The following is a 17,908-nucleotide window of genomic DNA, read 5'->3' as shown; positions in this document are numbered from 1 at the left end:
GCGCGAGCTAGTTGTCGAATGAAACGGAAAGGCTTACGCTCGCGTCAACTGAGGAGAGACAGCGATGGCCCAGAACACCTGCGATCACGATGTGCTGATCGTCGGGGCGGGAATTTCAGGCATCGGCATGGCCGCCCACCTGGAAATGATGTGCCCTGGGCGCAGCTACGCCCTGCTGGAACGGCGATCCGACCTGGGCGGGACGTGGGACCTGTTCCGCTATCCCGGCATCCGTTCGGACAGCGACATGCACACATTGGGCTTCGTGTTCGAGCCCTGGCGGCACGAGAAGTCCATCGCGGATGGTCCCTCGATCCTCGATTACCTCAACCGCATCGTCGACGAGCGGGGCATTCGCGACAAGATCACGTTCGACGCAAAGGTGGCCTCGGCGGATTGGGACTCGACCGCCGCTTGCTGGAACGTGACCGTGGACCGCGGCGGGCGTAGCGAACTGGTTACCGCAAACTGGCTGTACCTCGGCACGGGCTACTACGATTACGACGATCCGTATGATGCGGGGTTCGACCTGTCCGCTTTCGAAGGCCGGGTCGTCCATCCGCAGTTCTGGCCGAGCGACCTGGATTATGCGGGCAAGCGCGTGGTCGTGGTAGGCTCCGGCGCCACTGCGGTCACCATCGTACCTTCGATGGCCGATCGCGCCGCGCATGTCACCATGCTGCAGCGGACGCCGACCTGGATGTTCGCGCGCCCTGCCAAGGACCGGATCGCCAACACGCTGCGCAAGATCCTGCCCGAAAAGGCGGCCTACGCGATCACACGCTGGAAGAACATCCTGCTGCAGGATTTCGCATTCAAGCGGTCGCGCACCCATCCTGAAAAGGTGAAGGAGGCGCTGTCGAAGCGCATCGAGGGCAAGCTGGGCGATCGTTACGACAAGGCCACCTGGACCCCGCCCTATGACCCGTGGGACCAGCGCCTGTGCCTGGTGCCGGACGATGATCTGTTCGAAGCGATCAAGGCTGACAAGGCATCGGTGGTGACGGGCCACATCCAGGCGTTCGAGAAGGACGGCGTGCGCCTGACCGACGGCCGCCATATCCCCGCCGACATCATCGTCACGGCGACTGGCCTGTCGCTCGCCATCGCCGGGAAGATCGCGGTGAGCCAGGACGGCGCCCCGGTCAACTTCGCGGAGCGGTTCTATTACAAGGGCTGCATGTTTTCGAACCTGCCGAATTTCTCGGTCGTGTTCGGCTACCTCAATGCGAGCTGGACCCTGCGCGCAGACATCAACTCCGAATATGTCTGCAAGGTGCTGAACCATATGCAGGCGACCGGTGCCAACGTGGCCGTGCCCGTCCTGCCGGCAGACCATGGCCTGGTGGAGGATGACGTGTTCGACTTCTCCAGCGGATATATCCAGCGTTCGAAGCACATTATGCCAAAGAACGCCGTCGACCTGCCCTGGCGTCTCAATCAGGATTACCGGTTCGATCGCAAGGCGCTCGCAACAGCGCCCATCGAGGACGGTGTCCTGCGGTTCGATCGGGTCGACGCCAGGCGGGCCGCGGCCGAGCAGCAGCTGGAGGCAGCCGAGTAGCGCTGGCGCTGCGGCGGCTTATCGCATAGCCACGCAGGCATGACATCATCGGAGCGTATCTGGACGGCCGCCCTCGTCGTCATCGGCGACGAGATCCTGTCTGGCCGTACGCACGATCGCAACATCGCGCAGGTTGCCAGCTGGCTGCAGGTCCAGGGCATCCGCCTCGTCGAAGTGCGGGTGGTCGCCGACGTTGAAGCGCATATCGTGGAAGCGGTGCAGGCGCTTCGCGTAAGGGTGGACTACCTCTTCACCACCGGTGGCATCGGCCCGACGCACGACGACATCACCGTGGATGCGGTCGCCGCCGCGCTCGGCGTGCCGGTTGTGATCCACCCCGAAGCCAGGGCCATGCTGGAGCGATATTACAACGGCCGCGGCCAGGCCCTCAGCGAAGCACGCGTGCGGATGGCCAGGGTGCCGGACGGTGCGGCGTTAATACCCAACCGCATGTCGGGCGCACCGGGCATTCGCATCGAAAACCTGTTCCTGATGGCAGGCGTGCCGCACATCACCGCCGGAATGCTCGAAGCCCTGACCGGCACGCTGGAAGGCGGCGCGCCGCTGCAAAGCGAGACGATCGGTTGCTGGGTGGCCGAAAGCGAAGTGGCGGACCTGTTGCGCAACGCCGAAGAAGCGCACGCCGGCGAACCCGGCGGCATCCAGATCGGCAGCTACCCATTCTTTCGGGAAGGGCGCGTCGGTGCGAACTTCGTGGTCCGATCTACCAGCGCCGCGACCCTCGCGCGCGCGGCCGAGCACCTCGCCGAGGCGCTCACCGCTGCCGGCCACAGGGTCACGCGCGGCGAAATCTGACCCGTCGGAGATACGAAAGGGGCCGGCGGATCGCTCCACCGGCCCCTTCAATAATTACGCTCGAGAAGAAGGGCTCAGGCGCCTTCGACCTCGGCAGCGTCGATCTTGAGGCCGGGGCCCATCGAGCTCGTCAGCGAAACCTTGCGGACATACTTGCCCTTCGATCCCGACGGCTTGGCCTTCACCACGGCCGAGGTGAACGCGGCGAAGTTCCGCTTCAGGTCGTCGTCCGAGAACGAGAGCTTGCCGAGGCCGGAGTGGATGATGCCCTGCTTCTCGACGCGGAATTCGACCTGGCCGCCCTTGGCGTCCTTTACGGCCTGTTCCACGTTCGGGGTCACGGTGCCCAGCTTCGGGTTCGGCATCAGGCCCTTGGGTCCGAGCACTTTGCCGAGGCGACCGACGACACCCATCATGTCAGGGGTGGCGATCACGCGGTCGTAATCGAGGTTGCCGGCCTGCATGTCTTCCATCAGGTCTTCGGCACCAACCTTGTCCGCACCCGCTGCCAGCGCCTTGTCGGCGTTGTCCCCGCGGGCGAACACGGCGACCTTCACGTCCTTGCCCGTGCCAGCCGGCAGCGACACCATGCCGCGCACCATCTGGTCCGCATGGCGCGGATCGACGCCGAGGTTCATCGCGACTTCGAGCGTCTCGTCGAACTTCTTGCTGGCATGGTCGCGCAGCAGCTTGAGCGCGTCATCGAAGCTGTAGAGCGTGTCGCGGTCGATCTGGGCGAGAACCTTCGCCTTCTTGGTCTGCTTGGCCATCGTCTCAGCCCTCCGTCACTTCGAGGCCCATCGAGCGCGCGGAGCCCTCGATGATCTTGGTCGCCTGCTCGAGGTCGTTGGCGTTAAGGTCGGCCATCTTCATCTCGGCGATCTTGGTCAGTTCGCTGCGCGCGATCTTGCCGGCGCTCGCCTTGCCCGGTTCCTTGGAGCCCGACTTGAGGTTGGCAGCCTTCTTGATGAGGAAGGTCGCCGGCGGCGTCTTCGTCACGAAGGTGAAGCTGCGGTCCGCGAACACAGTGATGACGGTAGGAATGGGCATGCCCTTTTCCATGTCGCCGGTCGCCGCGTTGAACGCCTTGCAGAATTCCATGATGTTGACGCCGCGCTGACCAAGCGCGGGGCCGATCGGGGGCGACGGGTTGGCGGCGCCTGCCGGCACCTGCAGCTTGATATAGCCGTCGATCTTCTTGGCCATGACTGGCCTCCTTTCTCACTGTTCCCCGGATTGGGTCCGGAGTCATGGTAAGCGGTGGAACGAGGCACCGTTCGGCGACTCTCCCGCGTGGTTCCCTGTGCTGATGCGTGGGGAGGCGCGCGCGTAGGCGAATGGGGCGCAAAGGGCAAGTCGAAACGTCGGTGCTCCGCCGGCCAGTCGTTGGTCGAACGGCGCTTGGCATGCAGGGCGCCGCGCGCAATTGTCGTACCGGAGAGGTAACAATGCGCCCGTGGTGGAAGGCCTGTGCTGCGATCGCCTGCGGGCAAGGCTTGCTTTGCGCGTCGGCGGTGGCGCAACAATCCGCGGAGGGCGGCTTGCCTGCCGTGCGGATCGAACGCCCGCCCGCCGCCCAGATCGACGATACCCTGGCTATCGACGGCGAAGAGATCGCGGCCAGGCGCCTCGAAACCCGCATGACGGTGGCAGTGCTGGTCGACGGCACCGGACCTTACCGCTTCGTCGTCGACAGCGGCGCCGACAGTTCCGTCCTTGGCGGTCGGATCGCAGGCCGGCTCGCGCTCGCGCCTGCTGGGCACGTGACGATCAACGGCGTGACCGAACGGCGCGTGGTCGAGACAGTGCGGGTCGGATCGTTGCAGATGGGACAGGTCGTAACCAGCGACCTGGCCGTGCCGGTGCTCCAGGAACAGGACCTTGGTGCGGATGGCGTGATCGGCCTCGACGCTCTCGCCGAACAGCGGCTCGTGGTGGATTTCGCCGGGCGGACCATCACTGTCGAGGACACGCGTCGGCCGACCCGGCGGGTTGAGGGCGAAATCGTGGTCACCGCCCGCCGTCGTCGAGGCCAGCTCATCCTCACCAGCGTTCGTGCCAGCGGAACAAACCTGGAAGCGATCATCGACACCGGTTCGGAAATCACGATCGGCAATACCGCCCTGCGCGAACGGCTGTTCCGGCGGTACCGCAAGGAGCTGGAATCAGTCAGGGTCACGGGCGTGACAGGCACAACGATGGACTTGCCGGTGATGCGGGTGCCCGAACTGCGGATCGGATCGATTACCATGCGCGACGTTCCCGTCGCTTTCGCCGACATACCGCCGTTCGCTGCCTTCGGCATGGACAAGGAACCGGCGCTTCTTCTCGGTACCGACCTTATGGCCAATTTCCGGACGATTTCGCTCGATTTCAAATCGCGCAAGATTCGCTTCCAGCTGCGCCGATGCGCGGGCGTCGGCTACAGCCTCGTCACCCGAACCGGCGCGGCGTCGCGGTTGCCGACCCGGTTCGTCCAGGACGCATGCGCCCGCTGAGGCAAAGGCGATAGCCGCGCCGCTGCGCCGCGCCGCCCCGCCCGATTACTTGACCAGTTCGACTTCTTCGAAGCCCAGTTCGACCGGGGTCGCGCGGCCGAAGATCGACACGCTGACCTTGACCCGCTGCTTGTCGAAGTCGAGTTCCTCCACCACGCCGTTGAAGCTGGCGAAGGGGCCCGCGTTGACCTTGACCTGGTCGCCGATCTCGTAATCGACGCTGACCTGGCGCTTGGGAGCGGCCTTCGCCTCTTCCATTCCGCCGAAGTACCGTGCGGCCTCCCGCTCCGAAATGGCCTGGGGTTTGTTGCCCGAACCCAGGAAGCCGGTGACCTTGGGCGTGTTCTTGACGAGGTGATACACGTCGTCGGTCATGTTGAGCTTGGCCAGCACGTAGCCGGGCATGAACTTGCGTTCGACCTGGACCTTCTTGCCGCGCTTGACCTCGGTGACCGTCTCGGTGGGAACTTCGACGGCCTCGACGCCTTCGGACAGTCCGAGACGCTCCGCCTCCGAAAGGATCGAATCGCGGACCTTGTTCTCGAATCCGGAATAGGCGTGGATGATGTACCAGCGGGCCATGGGTTCAGTTCAATCCCGTCAATTGCGTCAGGCGAGCGACAGCAGGAAGCGCATGACCGCGCCGAACACCGTGTCGATGCCGAGGAAAAAGAGCGAAAGGACGAGCACGAGGATCCCGACGAAGATGCTGGTCCGCACCGTTTCGTCGCGGCTCGGCCAGACGACCTTGCGCCCTTCGGCGCGCACCTGGTTGAAGAATTCCGCCGGGCTGGTCTTGGCCATGATCGCTAACAACTCTCGCTTGCGAAACGAATGCGCTCGTTTCCGGTGACGTCGCCCTTCAGATAAGGGTTCGCGCCGCCCCGGCGCAAGGTCCGGGAGGGCGATCGAATGCTTCATCTGTCGGAAAAAAGCGCGCCCGCCAATAAGCCGCAGGTTTTGCAAAAGCAAGCGGGCGCTGACCGCACCCGGCGAGGCGCATGGTTGAGCCCGCGAAGGCGCCAGGTCTCAGCGAAAGCCGAACAGGCGTGCGATCAGGCCGGGTTCCTCCATCGGGCGGATAGGTCCGTGAATGCGGTGGCGCATGGACGGATCGTGATGCGGACGCGGCATGACCCAGGCATCGGGCCGGCTCGATCGGAAGGACAATCCAGACATCGCAATCTCCGTGGCAGAACCTGGGCAGCGCGATGGGAACGGGCGCGCATCAGGCTCGGTTCCCGCCCTAACGGTTGTTAACCACGAATCCTGCGCGACGCGGCTAGCGCGTTCACGGCGTTCCTTGTTTTGACGAAAAATTGGCAGGGGTGACAGGATTCGAACCCGTGGCCCTCGGTTTTGGAGACCGATGCTCTACCAGCTGAGCTACACCCCTGCGCTTGGGAGCGGGCGCTTTAGGTGCAAACGCCTTGCATCGCAAGCCGACAAAACCCTGCTATTGCGGCAGGGTCATGCACGGCTCGCCTCCTCCGCCCATTCCGGTCGATCTGCTGTTGCTGGCATATCGCAACGGCATCTTTCCCATGAGCGACGGACGGGACGATCCGGACGTGTTCTGGGTGGAACCCAAGCGTCGCGCAATCCTGCCCCTTGACGGATTCCACCTCTCCAGGTCGCTCGCGAAAACGATACGCAGGGGCAGGTTCGCGGTCACCTGCAACACCGTGTTCGACGCCGTGATCGCGGCGTGCGCGGCGCCCCGTCCGGACCATCCCGAAAGTTGGATCAGCGGGCGCATCATGGACAGTTACCGCGCGCTTCACCGGGCAGGCGCTGCCCATTCGCTGGAATGCTGGCACGGCCGCGAACTGGTCGGCGGCCTTTACGGTGTCGGCTTCGGCCGGGTCTTCTGCGGCGAATCGATGTTCAGTCGGATGGACGATGCGAGCAAGGTGGCGATCGCCTGGCTGGTGAGCCTTCTGCGGCGTGGCGGCGGCCGGGTGCTCGATTGCCAGTTCATGACCGGCCACCTTGCATCGTTGGGCGCGATCGAGATCAACCAGGCCCGTTACGTGGCGTTGGTGGCGGAAGCCGCGGGCGCCGGCTCGGCATCGTCGGCGGGCGCTTCCGACGGCGCGGCAGCCGCAGGGGCGTTGTTGCCGGCTTCGTTCGAGGCGTTGCTCGGCGAAGCGGACGGCGCGGGCGTGGCGCCCGAAAAGCTCATCCTGCAATCCTTGACCCACACGTCGTAGATCGGGTGTTCAAGGACATTCAGGCTGGGCGATTCGCGAAACATCCAGCCGGAAAAGATCTTCGGCCAGGCGCCGTCGTCCTGCGCCCCGCGGACGAACACCTGGGCGAATGCACCGGTCTGACGCGGAAATTCCCACGGCGCCGTGCGTTCGCAGGCCGAAACGCGCACGATCAGATCGCCCCAACGCCGCGCCTCGCCCGGCTCCATTTCGAAGTCCTGCGACAGGTTGTTGCGCTTGTTGAGGACGCCGATCACCGCCACGCGGTCCTTCATCGGCGTGCCTTCGGCGGTATCGTCTACCGGCCTGACCGTCGTCGGCGCGCGCATGTCTTCGGGCACTTCGGTTTCCAGCGGACGCGGGGCGGGCGGTTCCTGCGTGCAGGACGCCAGCGCGGCGGCTGCCAGCAATGCGTTGGCGAACCCACGCATTGTCAGGCGTCCGGGCTCCACGCCTCGTAATCGCCGGTCGCCGCGGCACGCTTGCCCCCACGTTCAAGCGCGCCTTGCGGGCGATAGGCAGACACGGTGCCAGTCGCATTGGGGGAATGTTCGGCCTCCCAGATGCGCGCCGGGGGCAGGTGGCTTTCCGGCACGCCGTCGAGCGACCCGTGCAGCCACCCGTGCCATTCGGCAGGCACGTTGCTCGCATCATTGGCGCCGGAATAGATCACCCAGCGCCGCTCGCTCCCGGCGAAGGGCTGCCCCGCGGGTACGCGCGTTTTCGCGCGGTAATACTTGTTGCCGGCGTGATCGGTGCCGACGTGTTCGCCGTTACGCGCACTCCACAGCGTGGTGCCGATGGTCGCGCCGTCCCACCAGGTGAAGATTTTCGAGAAGAAACCCATGGGCGCGCGGTTAGCCGATTCGCGCCGGAGCGCCAAGCGCTACCACGTCACTTTCGCGCCCGGGCCAATGCCGAGCGCCGCCGCGCGCCCGGCGTTCAGTTCGAGCACGGCGGCGGTCATCCCGTCTGCGGATACCGACTCCAGCGAATAGGGAACGGTGTTGGCCGCCACATTGAGCACGCGCCCGTCGGTACCGATGAAAATGATGTCGAGCGGCAACGGCGTGTTCTTCATCCAGAAGCTGGCGATGTCCGGCGGATTGCGCGGGAAGAGCATGCCTTCGTCCGGGCCGAGAGCGGTGCGGAACATCAGCCCGCGCGCCTGTTCCTGCGCTGTTGCGGCCACCTCCACGCGAAATTCGTGCCGTCCGCGACTGGTGGTGACGGCCAGCGGAACGATGGGCAGGCCCGATTCCGGGTGAACTGCGCGCACTGCCTGGGCCGGGCCGGCATCTGCGGCGGTCGGCTGCGGCGAACAGGCGGACGCCAGCACGGCGGCGAAGCACGCAGCGGCCAGGGTTTTGGTCATTCCGGTTCCTCTGCTTCCGCGGCCCACTGCTCCGCCCACGCGGTCGTCGGGGCGCCAATCACCGTTCGGGCGATCTCGAAGCCATGGCCCGCGCGCAGCATCGCCGCAATCTGCTTCTCGCGGGTTTCGCGTTGGGCCGTGCCGTCCGTCGCACGGCTCCATGGGCCCAACCTGCGCCGGGCGGCGAGCGTTACCGCTGCGCGGCGCTGCTGCCCTTCTTCCGGCCGGACGTCCTGGCGCAGCGCTTCGGAGATGCCCGCGGCGCCCAGGGCCTGGTCCACTCGCCGCGCGCCATATCCCCTCCGCAGCAATCCGCCGGAGCGGGCGCGGGCGAAAGCCTCGTCGTCGATATAGCCGAGTTCGGCGTAGCGCGCCGCGATTCCCGCCGCATCGGGCGGAGCATCGCCTTCCCACCCGCGTTCGCGCACCTTGCGCAGCAGGTAGGCCTCCACTTTCGCAACGCTGGTCGCGAAGCGCGCAACATAGGAAAGCCCCAATTCCTCGAGCTTCCGCTGATCCAGCGGGCGCGGCGCGCGATCCGGTCGCGCGCGTCGCTCGGTCTGGCGGTTGGGCGATTTGTGTGCCATGCTCCGCCATATTCGTGCCACACTGTGAAACGATTGGGAAACCTTTCACCATCGACGCTTCATTTTCGACGCATTGGCACGCGCACGAACGAACTGCATGGCTAGAGCGCAAGGCAACCGCGCACAGACAACGGGTTTCGCTCCACGTATGACCGATCTGCATCTCTCCCCCACCCCGAACGACTGTCCGCTGCCCCGGCGCCGGGCTGACTTTGCGACATTCGCGGAAGCGATCGATTACGCCGCGCGGAGCGACAAGGGGCTCAATTTCCACGACATGCGCGGCGATCTCGTGCGTGCATATCCGTTTCGCGAGATGCGCGACGACGCCCTGGCAATGGCCCGCCGGCTCGCAGCGTCAGGTGTCGTGCCCGGCGACCGGATCGCGATCATCGCGGAGACGAGTGCAGAGTTCGCGGCCCTGTTCTGCGGGTGCATTTATGCGGGCGCGTGGCCGGTGCCGCTGCCTTTGCCGACGACCTTCGGCGGCAAGGACGGCTACATTGAGCAGCTCGCCGTGCAACTCGCCAGCAGCGACCCGAAGATCCTGTTCTACCCCGCTGAGATCGCCGACATGGCGCAGGCAGGGGCCGACCGGCAGGGCTGCCGGGGGATGAGTTGGGAAGATTTCGCAGCCACCGATGCGCCCGAGGTGACCCTGCCGGAAGCGCAGCCGGACGACATCTGCTACCTCCAGTACTCCAGCGGCTCGACCCGCTTCCCTACCGGGGTGGCGGTCACGCACAGGGCCTTGCTCCACAATCTCTACGGCCACGCCACGGGGGTGGACCTCGGCACCAACGATCGCGTGGTGAGCTGGCTGCCGTGGTATCACGACATGGGCCTCGTCGGCTGTTTCCTGTCGCCCATCGCCAACCAGGTCAGCTGCGACTATCTCAAGACCGAGCATTTCGCGCGCCGTCCGCTCGCCTGGCTCGACCTGATCAGCCGGAACAGCGGACAGACGCTGAGCTATTCCCCCACGTTCGGCTACGATATCTGTGCGCGGCGCATTTCGAGCCAGAGCCACGTGGCGGACCGGTTCGACCTGTCGCGCTGGCGCACGGCGGGCAATGGGGCGGACATGATCCGGCCCGACGTCATGCAGAACTTCGTCAATGCATTCGCCGACGCGGGCTTCCGGGCGAGTGCGTTCACGCCCAGCTATGGCCTGGCCGAAGCGACGCTGGCGGTGACGGTGATGCCGCCGGGCGAGGGCATTCGGGTGGAGCTTGTGCCGGAGGAGGCATTGTCCGGATCGCCCCGCGATCTCAGCCGCCCGGCCCGGTACCGCGCGATCGTGAATTGCGGCAAACCCTTGCCCGGCATGGAAGTCGAAATCCGCGGCGAGCAGGGACAGATCAAGTCGGATCACCAGATCGGCAAAGTATGGTGCCGGGGTGAAAGCGTCATGCATTCCTATTTCCGCAATCAGGAAGCGACCGACGACTGCCTGGTCGACGGCTGGCTCGACACCGGCGACATGGGTTACATGGCCGAAGGATATCTGTTCATCGTCGGCCGCGCGAAGGACATGATCATCATCAACGGCAAGAACCACTGGCCGCAGGATATCGAGTGGGCGGTGGAGCAGCTTCCCGGCTTCAACCACGGCGACATCGCGGCGTTCTCCATCGAGGCGGAGAACGGCGAGGAAGTGCCCGCGGTGCTCGTCCACTGCCGGGTTTCGGACCCCGAAGAACGGGTCCGGCTGCACGACCAGATCCGCGACAAGGTCCGTTCCATCACGGGCATGAACTGCGTCGTGGAGCTGGTTCCGCCGCGGACTTTGCCGCGGACCAGTTCGGGCAAGCTCAGCCGCGCCAAGGCCAAGCGGCTGTACCTTTCGGGGGAGATCGAGCCGATCAAGCTGCTCGAGGCGGCGTGAGGGCGCAACGCGCCATGTCAAAGAGAATTCTCATTCGCTAGAGAACGGCCTTGAAACGCGTGCACACTGTCTTATCATTCTAACACAGCGCGCCGAGAGGTATAGATGGCCGAGACCCAGACCAAGACCGCAACCGTTAACGGACTCGAACTGACCCCGCCCGACCCGGTCCCGGTGGTCAGCGCGGCGAGCGCATCGGGCCTGGTGCCGGTGGGCGACGAGAAGAAATCGAAGCTGGAAGAAAAGGCCGATGCCTTCGTCGCCGACCTGGTGGCGCAGGATGCCAACTCGCCCGAATTCGGCCGCAAGGTGGATCAGATCACCAACATGGGCCGCAAGGAGATCATGGCGGCGGCGGGCATGTCCAACCGTTTCCTCGACCGCCCGGTCCGCGCGATGGACAAGGACGAAGGCGTCGGCGCGAACCTGGCGGAACTGCGCCGGGTTGTCGAAGACCTCGACCCCGGCAGGCGCGGCGCGAAGAGCGGGCCGCGCAAGATCCTGGGGATCATCCCGTTCGGCAACAAGCTGACCAACTACTTCCGCAGCTACCAGAGCGCGCAGACGCACATCCAGTCGATCCTGGGCAATCTTTCCAGCGGCAAGGACGAGCTGCTGATGGACAACGCCGCGATCGACGTGGAGCGCCAGAAGCTGTGGGAGGCGATGGGCAACCTCGAGCAGATGATCCACATCTCGCGCACCCTGGACGAAAAGCTGGAGGACAAGGCCGCCGAACTCGACGCGACTGACCCGGCCAAGGCCAAGGCGATCCGCGAGACCGCGCTGTTCTACGTCCGCCAGCGCACGCAGGACCTGCTGACCCAGATGGCGGTCAGCGTGCAGGGCTACCTCGCCCTCGACCTCGTCAAGAAGAACAACGTGGAGCTGGTGAAGGGCGTGGACCGCGCCAGCACGACGACCGTCGGCGCCCTGCGCACCGCCGTCACGGTGGCCGAGGCGATGACCAACCAGCGCCTGGTGCTGAACCAGATCACGGCATTGAACACCACCACTGCCAACATCATCGACAGCACCAGCACGATGCTGCGCGACCAGACCGGCAAGATCCACGAACAGGCCGCCGCCAGCACGATCCCGCTGGAAACATTGCAGCGCGCGTTCCAAAACATCTACGACACGATGGACGAAGTGGATGCGTTCAAGCTGCGCGCGCTCGATTCGATGAAGCAGACGGTGGAGGCACTGTCGGGCGAGGTGGAGAAATCCAAGGGCTACATCGCTCGCGCCGAAGGGCAGGCACGAGCCGCGACGCAAGTCAGCGAATCCAAGCTGCTGAGCGTGGAGAGCTGATCCTTGGCCGGCGACAGCACCCGCGAATCCGACCGCATCATGATCGATGCCAGCCGCAGCCTGGTGGTCCAGCAGCATGGCGGGTACCATCGGCGGGCGAAATCGATCGGCGAGGGTTCGCGCAAGCTGAAGCAGCGGCATTGGGCGAAGAAGCTGCGCAACATCGTCATCGCCGTGCTGGCGATCTGGCTGGCGGCGGGCGTCGTGGGCACGATCGTCAGCGGCATCGGCTTCATGGGCGTGATGGCGCTGATCGTCGCCAGCGTGATCGCGGTTGCCGTGTTCAGCCAATATCCGAAGATGAAGGTGCCGCGCCGCGCGGATCTTTCCGCCGCAACCGATCCGCGCCAGCTGGTCGGCCGAACCGAGCTGTGGCTGGAAGCGCAGCGCCCCGCCCTGCCCGCGCCGGCCGCCGACATGGTCGGCCGCATCGGCGTCCAGCTTGATGCGCTGGGCCTGCAGCTCGAAGGGATCGACCGCAATCATCCGGTGGCGCGCGAAGTCCGCACGCTGGTGGGCGATACCCTGCCCGAAATGGTCGAAAGCTACCGCAAGATACCGCAGGCCCTGCGCGGCGAACAGCGCGCGGGCGCCACGCCGGATGAACAGCTCGCCGGCGGGCTCGGCAAGATCAGCGACGAGCTGGGCCGGGTGACGCGCGAGCTTGCCGAGGGCTCGATTGACGATCTCGCGGTCAAGACCCGTTATCTCGACTACAAATACGGCGGCGACGCCGCGCTGGGCCACGCGCCCGCTACCCCCGTTACAAAGGATTCCGCCTGATGCGCGTCGCCATCCCGCACAATCTCGACAACGACACCGTCCGCAACCGGCTCAAATCCAAGAGCCACGAGATCGGCGACAGCATCCCCGGCGGCGGCGCGGTGCGCACGATGTGGCCGAGCGACGACCGGATGGAGATGGACATTTCGGCGATGGGCCAGAACCTTCACGCCAACGTGGACCTGGAACCCGGCCAGGTGGTGCTGACGGTGGACCTGCCGCCGGCGCTGTCCTTCATCGAACCGATGATTTCCGGCGCGATCCGCCAGCAGGGGCAAAAGCTGCTGACCTAAAGGCGTCCCGCCTGCCGGCCAGACCCGCGTTCCTTCGCAAACAGGAGGGATGCGATGACCCTGTTCGAATCCATCTTCGCGTTCATTTCGATCGTAATCTCGCTGGCGCTCACGCACCTGATCGCCGGCGTCGTCCGGCTGGTGCGCCTGGCCGAACGCAACCGCATCTCGCTGATCCACGGGTGCTGGCTGTGGCTCGCCTTCGTGCTGGTGATCGGCAACTGGGCGCGCCTTGTCGGGTGCAGGACAACCCGGACTGGTCGCCCGGGCGGATCGTCCTGTGGCTGACGGCGATAATCAGCCTCTACGCCTTCAGCGCGCTCGTCCTGCCTGACCCGCAACCGGGGGAATCGATCGACCTCGTCGCGTTCGAACAGGACGAAAGCCGGCGCTATATCTTCGCGCACAACGTGTTCGCGGTCTGCGCGCTGCTGCTGATCGTCGGGGTGCGCGGGATCGATCCCGAGCCGGCGCGGATCGGCGTGTTCCCGATCATGGCGCTGGTCTTGGGACTGCTGGCCATGATCGCGGGCCAACGGTGGTTGCGGGCGGCGATCGCCGTGGTGCTGGCGACCAATGGAACCGTGATGACGCTGGGGCTGCTCGCCGCGCTGGACGGCTGAGCACGAGCGGCAGCAGGCTAGATCGCCGGCAGCGGCTGTTCGGCAAAGCCCCAGCCGGCGAGCGCCTTGCCCTCGGCACGCTTCAGCAATGCCTTGCCGTCCGAGATGGAATAGGGATGCGCGTGCGCGAAACCCTTGAGCTCGTCCCAGGCGATCGGGACGGCGACCGGCGCGCCTTCGCGGGCGCGGGCGGAATAGGGCATGACGGCGGTGGCCCCGCGCTGGTTGCGCAGCCAGTCGATGAAGATCTTGCCCTTGCGTTTGGCCTTGCTCATCGTCGCCACGAAGCGCTCGGGCTCGGCCATGCTCAGCGCCTCGGCGAAGCGCTTGGAGAAGTCCTTGTGCGCCTCCCACGAATGGCCGGTGCTGAGCGGCACGACCACGTGCACGCCCTTGCCGCCCGACAGCATGGCATAACTGGCGAGGCCGATGTCGGACAGGCGATCGTGGATGTCCTTCGCGGCCGATTTCACGTCATCGAAGTCGAGTCCTTCGTCGGGATCGAGGTCGAAGACCATGCGGTCGGGCTGCTCCACCGCGTCCGACCGCGCGCCCCAGCCGTGGAATTCGATCGTGCCCATCTGCACGCAGGCGACGAGGCCCGGCGCGTCCTCCACGTAGAGGTAATCTTCCGCGCCGCCGTCCTTTTCCGTGATTGGGACATGGTGGACGTGCGGGCCGAACGATCCGCTGTCATGTTTCTGGAAGAAGCACTTCTTGGCGCGCCCCTGCGGGCAGCGGACCAGGCTGATCGGCCGGCGCGCGGCGAAGGGCAGCATCAGCGGCGCGATGGCGGCGTAGTAATCGGCCAGTTCGCCCTTGGTCTGCCCGCTTTCGGGGAAGATCACGCGGTCGCGGTTGGATACTTCGGCCGGCGGTTCGGCGTCCGGGGCCGGCTGCGGCTTTTCGGGCGTTACCGCGGCCGCCGGCTTGTCGCCCCGCAAGCCCAGGAAGCTGCCGTGGCGCACGTTCCCGTCGGCGGTGAATTCGGCAAAGGCGACCTCGGCCACCAGTTTCGGCTTCAGCCAGGTGACCCCGCGGGCCGCGGCCCGCTCCACCTCTGCGGCCGGGGTCTTGCTCTCGAGCTTCGCGAACCGTGCGGCAAGGTCGGCCATCGAATCGAGGGTGAAGCCGGTGCCGACATTGCCCTTGTAGGTCAGCGTCCCGCCTTCGTTCTGCGCCAGCAGGAGGCTGGAGAACGGCCGGCCCCGGGCGCTCGATTTCTTCCAGCCAATGATGACGAATTCCTGCCGGCGGGTGCACTTCACCTTGACCCAGCTTTTCGTCCGGGTGCCGCGATAGGGGGCGTCGATCGCCTTGGCGATGATCCCTTCCTGGCCCGCATTGCACATCGCGGCGTAGAGCTTCTCGCCCGCGCCGATGACGTGGTCGGCCACATGGATCGGCGGCTGCGCGGCCTTGAGCAGAGCTTCCAGCCGTTCCTTGCGCTCTATGTTGCCGAGCTTGGCAAGATCCTCGCCGCCGGCCTCCAGCAAGTCGAAGGCATGGAAGCTCAGCTTGTCCTTCACCCCTTGCGATCCGTGGCCGCGCTTCAGCACGGCCTGCAGCGCGGAGAAACTCGGGTTCCCGTCGGGTCCGTGCGCCACGATCTCGCCGTCGATCAGGCACGGCGGCAGGTCGAGCGCCGCGAACGCCTCCACCAGCGGGGCGAACTTCTCGGTCCAGTCCTTGCCGTTGCGAGTCCAGACCCGGACCTGTTCACCCGCGACCGCGATCAGCGCGCGGTATCCGTCGAACTTGATCTCGTGCATCCAGCGGTTGCCGGCCGGCACGCTGTCGACCAGCGTCGCGAGCTGGAGCGGGCGGAACGCGGGCGGCTTGCCCTGCGCCGCCTTCCTTCTTGATTTCGCCGGGGCCCTGGCGCCCTTGGCCGCACCGGCGTTGTGCTCGGCCGCCTTGGCCATCTCGGCGGCGAAGGCCTTGCCCTTCTTGCCCTTCAGCGAATGCGCGCCGTCCGCATCGGCCTCGATCTCGGCCATCGTGCGCCCGGTGAGGACGCTGGTGAGGGCGTGCTCGACCAGCGGATCGCCTTCGGCCGCGTATTCGTCGTCGATCTTGCGCAGCAGCCAGTTCTCGCGCTTCTCGCCCGGGCGCGGCTTCAGGCGGATGAGGATCCATTCGCCGTTCATCCGCTCCCCCTGGACGGTGAAGTGCAGGTGGCCCTTGTCGATGTCCTTCCAGCTCTTGCCCTCGACCGGGGCCCAGGTGCCCTTGTCCCACAGCATCACCGTGCCGCCGCCGTATTCGCCCTTGGGGATGGTACCTTCGAACTCCGCATAGGACAGCGGGTGATCCTCGGTCCGCACGGCCAGGCGCTTGATTTCGGGGTCGGGGGAAGGGCCCTTGGTCACCGCCCAGCTTTTCAGCACGCCGTCCGCTTCGAGGCGGAGATCCCAGTGCAGGCGGGTCGCGTCGTGCTTCTGCACGATGAAGCGGTTGCCGGTATCGCTTGTGGCGCGCTTTCCCGCAGGCTCCCGGGTCTTCTTGAAATCGCGCTTGCGATTGTATTCGGACAGGGGATCGCGCGCGCTCATTCGCCATTCCTTTCGGTTTCGGGAAAGAAGCGGCTTTCCACGAACCACAGCACCGTCATCATCAGCAGCGACACCCCGACACCGATCGTCACCAGCGGCCATTGGCCCGCCCCGCACGCGATGCCGATGACGGCCACCAGCCACAGGTTCGCCGCCGTGGTGAGATTGCGGATCTGGCCCTTGCTGAACACGATCAGGCCTGCGCCGATGATGCCGATGAACGATCCGGTCGCCTCGAACATGCGCAGCGTGTCGCCGGTGCCCATCTGTTTATGCAGCGCGATCATCGATGCGGTGAGCGCGGCGGCGGAAAAACACACGAGGCCGTGGGTGCGCAGCCCCGCGGCGTGGCCGCGCAGCTCGCGGTCGAGGCCGAGAGCGAGACCGATGATCGCCGCGATCCCCATTCGTGCCAGCAGATCGAAATCCATCCAGTGGACCAGGATCGGATCGTTCAGCACCATCAGGCGCGTTTCCGGGCCTTGGCGGCGGGCGCTTTCTTCGCAGCGGTTTTCGCGGCCGGCTTCTTCGCGGCGCCTTTCCTGGCGGGGGACTTTTCCGCCGGTTCGGGCGAGCCGCCGACTGATTTCTTCAGCGCCGCCATCAGGTCGATGACGTTGGACTTGCCGCCGGTCTCGGGCTCCGCGACATCCTCCAGCACTTTTTTGCCCTTGGACTTCGCCTTCTTTTCCACCAGCTTCATCAGCGCGTCGACATACCGGTCGCGGAATTCGCCCGCGTCGAACGGCGCGCTTTTCTGGTCGATCAGCGATCCGGCCAGCGCCAGCATCTCCTTGGCCGGCTTGCTGGCGGGGATGTCCTTGAAATAGCTCTGCGCGCCGCGCACTTCGTCTTCGTAGCGCAGCGTTTCCATGACGATGCCCTTGCCGCAGGGCTTCAGGCTGACGAGCTGTTCGCGCCCGCGCACCGACAGCTGGCCCAGCGCCACTTTCTTCTTGGCGCGCAAGGCCTCGCGCAGGACGATGAATGCTTCTTCGGCGAGGTCGTCCTGCGGGACGACGTAATACGGCTTTTCGAAATAGAACACGTCGATCTCGTCCGCATCGACGAACTGGACCAGCTCCAGCGTGCGCTTGCTTTCGATCTTCGCCGCTTCGATCTCGTCGTCCTCCAGCAGCACGAAGTTGCCCTTGGATATCTCGTACCCCTTGACGATCTCGTCACGGTCCACCGGGCCGATGCCCTGGACCACTTTTTCATAATTGATCGGCTTGCCCGTGGGCTGGTGGATCTGGCGGAACGAGATCGAGGCGCCGGATTTCGTCGCGGGGTAGATCTCGACCGGGATGGACACCAGCGCCAGCCTGATCTGCCCCTGCCAGTATGCGCGTGCGGCCATGATTCATTCCCCTCGTTCAACTCAGACTTGACTCGCGGG

At 65.6% G+C, this 17,908-nt stretch carries 21 protein-coding genes, 1 tRNA gene and 1 pseudogene; 10 read left to right on the top strand and 13 right to left on the bottom strand.

What is annotated here, in order from left to right; genetic code table 11:
• The first annotated feature begins 64 nt into the window (after positions 1 to 64).
• Entirely contained in the window at positions 65 to 1,564 is a 1,500-nt protein-coding gene (locus GRI40_RS11290; protein WP_160611688.1) for a flavin-containing monooxygenase, read from the top strand.
• A 39-nt stretch (positions 1,565 to 1,603) separates the two neighbouring features.
• Positions 1,604 to 2,380, top strand: a complete 777-nt coding sequence (locus GRI40_RS11285; protein WP_160611687.1) for a competence/damage-inducible protein A — start codon at positions 1,604 to 1,606, stop codon at positions 2,378 to 2,380.
• A 74-nt stretch (positions 2,381 to 2,454) separates the two neighbouring features.
• Here the strand turns inward: GRI40_RS11285 and rplA are convergent, their stop codons facing one another.
• Positions 2,455 to 3,150: a 50S ribosomal protein L1 gene (gene rplA / locus GRI40_RS11280; RefSeq protein ID WP_160611686.1), complete on the bottom strand. Its 696-nt coding sequence runs from the start codon at positions 3,148 to 3,150 to the stop codon at positions 2,455 to 2,457.
• 4 nt (positions 3,151 to 3,154) lie between these two features.
• A complete protein-coding gene (gene rplK, locus GRI40_RS11275; protein WP_160611685.1) occupies positions 3,155 to 3,586 on the bottom strand; it encodes a 50S ribosomal protein L11 in 432 nt (143 codons plus the stop codon).
• A gap of 308 nt (positions 3,587 to 3,894) precedes the next feature.
• Here rplK and GRI40_RS11270 point away from each other — a divergent pair, with 308 nt between their 5' ends.
• Entirely contained in the window at positions 3,895 to 4,878 is a 984-nt protein-coding gene (locus GRI40_RS11270) for an aspartyl protease family protein (RefSeq protein ID WP_160611684.1), read from the top strand.
• A gap of 45 nt (positions 4,879 to 4,923) precedes the next feature.
• On the opposite strand, the gene nusG is transcribed toward GRI40_RS11270, so the two are convergent.
• The 4 genes from nusG to GRI40_RS11255 all read right to left on the bottom strand — a co-directional run bounded on the left by nusG (position 4,924) and on the right by GRI40_RS11255 (position 6,274).
• On the bottom strand, positions 4,924 to 5,460 hold the full coding sequence (nusG, locus tag GRI40_RS11265) for a transcription termination/antitermination protein NusG (protein ID WP_160611683.1): 537 nt from the start codon (positions 5,458 to 5,460) through the stop codon (positions 4,924 to 4,926).
• 27 nt (positions 5,461 to 5,487) lie between these two features.
• Positions 5,488 to 5,682: a preprotein translocase subunit SecE gene (gene secE / locus GRI40_RS11260; protein WP_160611682.1), complete on the bottom strand. Its 195-nt coding sequence runs from the start codon at positions 5,680 to 5,682 to the stop codon at positions 5,488 to 5,490.
• 225 nt (positions 5,683 to 5,907) lie between these two features.
• The gene (locus GRI40_RS13730) at positions 5,908 to 6,057 is read right to left on the bottom strand and encodes a hypothetical protein (RefSeq protein WP_202390334.1); all 150 of its coding nucleotides are present in this window, start codon (positions 6,055 to 6,057) and stop codon (positions 5,908 to 5,910) included.
• Positions 6,058 to 6,198: 141 nt separating this feature from the next.
• Positions 6,199 to 6,274 (bottom strand) — tRNA-Trp (locus GRI40_RS11255).
• 76 nt (positions 6,275 to 6,350) lie between these two features.
• Here GRI40_RS11255 and aat point away from each other — a divergent pair.
• Positions 6,351 to 7,091, top strand: a complete 741-nt coding sequence (gene aat, locus GRI40_RS11250; RefSeq protein WP_160611681.1) for a leucyl/phenylalanyl-tRNA--protein transferase — start codon at positions 6,351 to 6,353, stop codon at positions 7,089 to 7,091.
• A gap of 35 nt (positions 7,092 to 7,126) precedes the next feature.
• On the opposite strand, the pseudogene GRI40_RS13920 reads toward aat, so the two are convergent.
• The 4 genes and pseudogenes from GRI40_RS13920 to GRI40_RS11230 all read right to left on the bottom strand — a co-directional run.
• A pseudogene (locus GRI40_RS13920) lies at positions 7,127 to 7,300 on the bottom strand (DUF2155 domain-containing protein); the annotation flags it as partial.
• Positions 7,301 to 7,524: 224 nt separating this feature from the next.
• Entirely contained in the window at positions 7,525 to 7,938 is a 414-nt protein-coding gene (locus GRI40_RS11240) for an NADH:ubiquinone oxidoreductase subunit NDUFA12 (RefSeq protein WP_160611680.1), read from the bottom strand.
• Between the two features lie 39 nt (positions 7,939 to 7,977).
• Positions 7,978 to 8,466, bottom strand: a complete 489-nt coding sequence (locus GRI40_RS11235; protein ID WP_160611679.1) for a DUF192 domain-containing protein — start codon at positions 8,464 to 8,466, stop codon at positions 7,978 to 7,980.
• Positions 8,463 to 9,053 carry a regulatory protein RecX gene (locus GRI40_RS11230; RefSeq protein ID WP_160611678.1) on the bottom strand — a complete coding sequence of 197 codons (591 nt, stop codon included), beginning with the start codon at positions 9,051 to 9,053 and terminating at the stop codon, positions 8,463 to 8,465. Before GRI40_RS11230 ends, GRI40_RS11235 begins: the two co-directional genes overlap by 4 nt.
• A 148-nt stretch (positions 9,054 to 9,201) precedes the next feature.
• Between GRI40_RS11230 and GRI40_RS11225 the strand changes: the two genes are divergently transcribed.
• From GRI40_RS11225 to GRI40_RS11200, 6 genes are all read left to right on the top strand, one after another.
• Positions 9,202 to 10,941, top strand: coding sequence for a fatty acyl-AMP ligase (locus GRI40_RS11225; protein ID WP_160611677.1), 1,740 nt, complete (start codon positions 9,202 to 9,204; stop codon positions 10,939 to 10,941).
• Between the two features lie 105 nt (positions 10,942 to 11,046).
• Positions 11,047 to 12,255 (top strand): toxic anion resistance protein, encoded by a 1,209-nt coding sequence (locus tag GRI40_RS11220; RefSeq protein ID WP_160611676.1) that lies wholly within the window; start codon positions 11,047 to 11,049, stop codon positions 12,253 to 12,255.
• A 3-nt stretch (positions 12,256 to 12,258) separates the two neighbouring features.
• Positions 12,259 to 13,038 carry an O-antigen ligase family protein gene (locus GRI40_RS11215; RefSeq protein ID WP_160611675.1) on the top strand — a complete coding sequence of 260 codons (780 nt, stop codon included), beginning with the start codon at positions 12,259 to 12,261 and terminating at the stop codon, positions 13,036 to 13,038.
• Positions 13,038 to 13,331: a polyhydroxyalkanoic acid system family protein gene (locus tag GRI40_RS11210; RefSeq protein ID WP_160611674.1), complete on the top strand. Its 294-nt coding sequence runs from the start codon at positions 13,038 to 13,040 to the stop codon at positions 13,329 to 13,331. The genes GRI40_RS11215 and GRI40_RS11210 overlap by 1 nt, the downstream gene beginning before the upstream one ends.
• 54 nt (positions 13,332 to 13,385) lie before the next feature.
• Positions 13,386 to 13,619 carry a hypothetical protein gene (locus GRI40_RS11205; protein WP_160611673.1) on the top strand — a complete coding sequence of 78 codons (234 nt, stop codon included), beginning with the start codon at positions 13,386 to 13,388 and terminating at the stop codon, positions 13,617 to 13,619.
• The gene (locus GRI40_RS11200; RefSeq protein WP_160611672.1) at positions 13,571 to 13,954 is read left to right on the top strand and encodes a hypothetical protein; all 384 of its coding nucleotides are present in this window, start codon (positions 13,571 to 13,573) and stop codon (positions 13,952 to 13,954) included. The genes GRI40_RS11205 and GRI40_RS11200 overlap by 49 nt, the downstream gene beginning before the upstream one ends.
• 17 nt (positions 13,955 to 13,971) lie before the next feature.
• On the opposite strand, the gene ligD is transcribed toward GRI40_RS11200, so the two are convergent.
• From ligD to ku, 3 genes are read right to left on the bottom strand one after another with little or no spacing between them, the layout of a single operon-like run.
• Positions 13,972 to 16,509 carry a DNA ligase D gene (gene ligD / locus GRI40_RS11195; protein ID WP_160611671.1) on the bottom strand — a complete coding sequence of 846 codons (2,538 nt, stop codon included), beginning with the start codon at positions 16,507 to 16,509 and terminating at the stop codon, positions 13,972 to 13,974.
• Positions 16,506 to 16,973, bottom strand: coding sequence for an MgtC/SapB family protein (locus GRI40_RS11190; RefSeq protein ID WP_160611670.1), 468 nt, complete (start codon positions 16,971 to 16,973; stop codon positions 16,506 to 16,508). The genes ligD and GRI40_RS11190 overlap by 4 nt, the downstream gene beginning before the upstream one ends.
• Positions 16,973 to 17,869 (bottom strand): non-homologous end joining protein Ku, encoded by an 897-nt coding sequence (gene ku, locus GRI40_RS11185; protein ID WP_160611669.1) that lies wholly within the window; start codon positions 17,867 to 17,869, stop codon positions 16,973 to 16,975. Before ku ends, GRI40_RS11190 begins: the two co-directional genes overlap by 1 nt.
• Positions 17,870 to 17,908: the final 39 nt, after the last annotated feature.

The sequence above is a fragment of the Tsuneonella aeria genome, from assembly GCF_009827495.1.
In the GTDB taxonomy this organism is placed as follows: Bacteria; Pseudomonadota; Alphaproteobacteria; order Sphingomonadales; family Sphingomonadaceae; genus Tsuneonella; species Tsuneonella aeria.
Note: the sequence above shows the minus strand (reverse complement) of the source record. Positions and strands in the feature narration are given on the sequence as shown.

Excerpts from the sequence above, each read along its gene's own strand:
- nusG (WP_160611683.1), bottom strand. The coding sequence starts at position 5,460 with ATGGCCCGCTGGTACATCATCCACGCCTATTCCGGATTCGAGAACAAG.
- rplK (WP_160611685.1), bottom strand. The coding sequence starts at position 3,586 with ATGGCCAAGAAGATCGACGGCTATATCAAGCTGCAGGTGCCGGCAGGC.
- GRI40_RS11240 (WP_160611680.1), bottom strand. The coding sequence starts at position 7,938 with ATGGGTTTCTTCTCGAAAATCTTCACCTGGTGGGACGGCGCGACCATC.
- GRI40_RS11285 (WP_160611687.1), top strand. The coding sequence starts at position 1,604 with ATGACATCATCGGAGCGTATCTGGACGGCCGCCCTCGTCGTCATCGGC.
- GRI40_RS11290 (WP_160611688.1), top strand. The coding sequence starts at position 65 with ATGGCCCAGAACACCTGCGATCACGATGTGCTGATCGTCGGGGCGGGA.
- secE (WP_160611682.1), bottom strand. The coding sequence starts at position 5,682 with ATGGCCAAGACCAGCCCGGCGGAATTCTTCAACCAGGTGCGCGCCGAA.
- GRI40_RS13730 (WP_202390334.1), bottom strand. The coding sequence starts at position 6,057 with ATGTCTGGATTGTCCTTCCGATCGAGCCGGCCCGATGCCTGGGTCATG.
- GRI40_RS11225 (WP_160611677.1), top strand. The coding sequence starts at position 9,202 with ATGACCGATCTGCATCTCTCCCCCACCCCGAACGACTGTCCGCTGCCC.
- GRI40_RS11190 (WP_160611670.1), bottom strand. The coding sequence starts at position 16,973 with ATGGTGCTGAACGATCCGATCCTGGTCCACTGGATGGATTTCGATCTG.
- GRI40_RS11220 (WP_160611676.1), top strand. The coding sequence starts at position 11,047 with ATGGCCGAGACCCAGACCAAGACCGCAACCGTTAACGGACTCGAACTG.
- ligD (WP_160611671.1), bottom strand. The coding sequence starts at position 16,509 with ATGAGCGCGCGCGATCCCCTGTCCGAATACAATCGCAAGCGCGATTTC.
- ku (WP_160611669.1), bottom strand. The coding sequence starts at position 17,869 with ATGGCCGCACGCGCATACTGGCAGGGGCAGATCAGGCTGGCGCTGGTG.
- GRI40_RS11205 (WP_160611673.1), top strand. The coding sequence starts at position 13,386 with ATGACCCTGTTCGAATCCATCTTCGCGTTCATTTCGATCGTAATCTCG.
- GRI40_RS11230 (WP_160611678.1), bottom strand. The coding sequence starts at position 9,053 with ATGGCACACAAATCGCCCAACCGCCAGACCGAGCGACGCGCGCGACCG.
- GRI40_RS11210 (WP_160611674.1), top strand. The coding sequence starts at position 13,038 with ATGCGCGTCGCCATCCCGCACAATCTCGACAACGACACCGTCCGCAAC.
- aat (WP_160611681.1), top strand. The coding sequence starts at position 6,351 with ATGCACGGCTCGCCTCCTCCGCCCATTCCGGTCGATCTGCTGTTGCTG.
- GRI40_RS11235 (WP_160611679.1), bottom strand. The coding sequence starts at position 8,466 with ATGACCAAAACCCTGGCCGCTGCGTGCTTCGCCGCCGTGCTGGCGTCC.
- rplA (WP_160611686.1), bottom strand. The coding sequence starts at position 3,150 with ATGGCCAAGCAGACCAAGAAGGCGAAGGTTCTCGCCCAGATCGACCGC.